We start from the raw sequence: 2,738 nt of genomic DNA on the forward strand, positions 1-2,738 counted from the left end.
TCAATTGATTTCTTTGCGGTCTTCAATTGATCCCAATTGTAAGGGCACTGCCATTTTTATAAAAGCGAAATTTATTATACGTTATCAGCGGGCAAAGGCACCGGTTTGGGGATGTCAACGGTGTTCGGCATCCTGCAGACCCATGGCGGCCATATAACTTGTCGCAGCCAACCCGGCAAAGGAACGACTTTTACAGTTTTTATCCCCGCATTTTTAGAAACCAGTGATGCTGTCCTTGAACCGAAGACCGTTGCCGATGGCCGGCATGGACAGGGAAGTGAGACCATTCTCATGGTGGATGACGAAGAACACCTTAGAGAAATTGCCAGTGAAGGCCTGACCCGCTTAGGTTATCAGCTCATCCTTGCAGCCAGCGCCGAGGAAGCTTTGAATATCTATCGGAATTCCAGGGATGTCATTGATCTGGTGGTACTTGACATCAGCATGCCTGGCATGGGCGGTTTGCAGTGCCTGAGGGCTCTGCAGGAAATTGATCCAATGGTCAAAGTAATTATGGCCAGCGGCTATTTCCCTGACAAACTACAGAACGATCCTCTGAAGATGGGGGCCAGAGAGTACCTGAACAAACCTTATAAAATTACCATGTTGGCGCAAAAGATTCGCCAGGTACTGGATGGTGTGTAAAAACCAGGGTTCTTTTTCTCCAAAGAACTCTATTGGAAGGATTGTGCGAGCCATAAAAAGCATTACAGCCAAGCAATTGTTTCGCGAGTTTCTAGCCCCGAAATCCTGCATCTGGTCAGGCCAACGGTTGTCATCCTACCCGAGATGGACGGACGGGAGCTGGCGCAGGCGCTGGGACACGTCATTCCCGGTCTCAAAGCCCTGTTTTCGTCCGGCTACACGGCATCCGTCATCTCCCACCATGGGATACTGGAAAAAGGAGTCAAGTTCATCGGAAAACCGTTTTCCCTGCAGCGGCTGACCGGCAAAATCAGGGAGGTGCTTGATTCATAAGGATGTGGCATTTCAATTGAACGATAACATAAACCGAACATCAGCATACAAACCGCTACATGAACAGAGTGCGATTTTTGCAGCATTAGCTGGTTGCAGGAAAAGTGAAACACTTTCTATTTTTGTCATAATACCTTGAATGGAACACCCCACAACCTGAATCATCTCCGCCATGACGCGACAACCCATGACCTTGCTAAGCTGGCCGGAAAGCCAATACTACCGCACCTTCACCAGCTTTTGATTCCTTATGCTCAATCATCATCGGGGTTCCAACACGAATAGATTCCGGCTGCATGGCATCGACTCCTACAATGCGGGCATCAACCCGCGGTCCTTCATCAAGTTGAACAACACCTACACAGTAAGGATTGTCACGCCCGTACCCCTGAGCAACCATCTGCGGTGAGCAAACAAAGATAGAAGTAAATGCCTTGAGCCTGCCATTGCCCTGCAACTGATACCAACTCATATTCGTACTATGACACGCAGGGCAGAAAGCCCTCGGCGGACAATAAAGAGCACCACAACTCCCACAGCAAGAGCCCATCAGTGCTTTTTGCTTGAGAAACGCAGCAAAAGAATGATCATTAAACGGCTTCGTTTCCATCTCTATCTCCGTTCAAGAATGGTTACCGTGCAGGTACCGCCGGTTCCACCAAGGTTGTGCGCAAGACCTCTTGCCAGATTGGCCTGAGGAATCTGCCGTTCGCCGGCTTCACCACGAAGCTGCTTCCACAATTCAACCATCTGCGAGGTACCTGTGGCACCCACCGGATGCCCCTTGCATTTGAGACCACCGGAGGTATTGATGGGAATCGCCCCATCTCGAGCTGTCAGTTTGTCATTGGCGGCATGACCGCCCTGCCCGGGCGCAAAAAAGCCCAGGTCTTCGGTATGGATGATTTCAGCAATGGAAAAGCAATCATGCACTTCGGCAAACTGGATGTCTTGGGACGTTATGCCGGCCATGGCATAGGCTTCCCGGGCCGCATACCTGGTTGCCTCAAAAGAGGTGATTTCAGGGGATGCATGAAACCCCCGGCCGCTGCCCTGGCCGATACCGGCGACATACAGCGGTTTATCGGTAAAACGGGATGCGGCTTCTGCGGCTACCAGCAGCAGACAACTGCCGCCATCGCTGATCGGACAACAGTCAAAAAGATGCATGGGCCATGCCACCATCGGGTTACTGGAAGTATCCCGGAGAAAGTCCCGCTCATCATTCCATTGGGGAACAGCTTTTCCTTTGCTTGCCAGGGAAACGGCCTTTTTTTCCATCAACTCTCGTATCGTCAATCTAATCTGGCCTTTTGGGTTGAACGGGGCATTATGGTGACTTTTTATCGTAACTCCCATCAGTTGCTCCCGGGAAGTCCCATAAGCATCGAAATAAGCAGTTGCCACAGCTCCGAAAATCCCCGGGAACGTAAAACCGGCCTGAGCTTCGTAGGGCATCGTACCAAGGGACAGTCCTTCAGCAACTTGTTCTGTCGTACAAGCGGACATTTGTTCGACGCCCCCGACCAGCACCATATCATACATCCCTGAGGCGATGGCCAGGACTCCTTCACGAAAGGCCAAAGCCGATGAAGCGCAGGCACCCTCGGTCCTGGTTGCCGGACGAGGCGACAAACCAATGGTATCAGCAATGATCGGCCCCCAGTGGCTCTGATGGGCAAAAAAGTCATTGGTGAAATTGCCCAGATACAATGCCTGGATTTCGTTCAGATCAACGCCCTTGTCAACTGAATGCCGCA

The 2,738-nt window shown here is 51.1% G+C and carries 4 protein-coding genes; 2 read left to right on the forward strand and 2 right to left on the reverse strand.

The features are described from left to right. Nucleotides 1-111: 111 nt before the first annotated feature. The gene (locus JXO50_04290; GenBank protein MBN2332309.1) at nt 112-645 is read left to right on the forward strand and encodes a response regulator; all 534 of its coding nucleotides are present in this window, start codon (nt 112-114) and stop codon (nt 643-645) included. Nucleotides 646-789: 144 nt separating this feature from the next. Next, nucleotides 790-978, forward strand: coding sequence for a hypothetical protein (locus JXO50_04295; protein MBN2332310.1), 189 nt, complete (start codon nt 790-792; stop codon nt 976-978). 196 nt (nt 979-1,174) lie between these two features. On the opposite strand, the gene JXO50_04300 is transcribed toward JXO50_04295, so the two are convergent. Then, complete coding sequence (locus JXO50_04300) at nt 1,175-1,588, reverse strand: Zn-ribbon domain-containing OB-fold protein (protein MBN2332311.1); 414 nt, start codon at nt 1,586-1,588, stop codon at nt 1,175-1,177. Between the two features lie 2 nt (nt 1,589-1,590). Then, a partial coding sequence (locus JXO50_04305) for a hypothetical protein (GenBank protein MBN2332312.1) occupies nt 1,591-2,738 on the reverse strand: 1,148 nt, incomplete at its 5' end.

The organism is Candidatus Anaeroferrophillus wilburensis (assembly GCA_016934315.1).
In the GTDB taxonomy this organism is placed as follows: domain Bacteria; phylum Desulfobacterota; class Anaeroferrophillalia; order Anaeroferrophillales; family Anaeroferrophillaceae; genus Anaeroferrophillus; species Anaeroferrophillus wilburensis.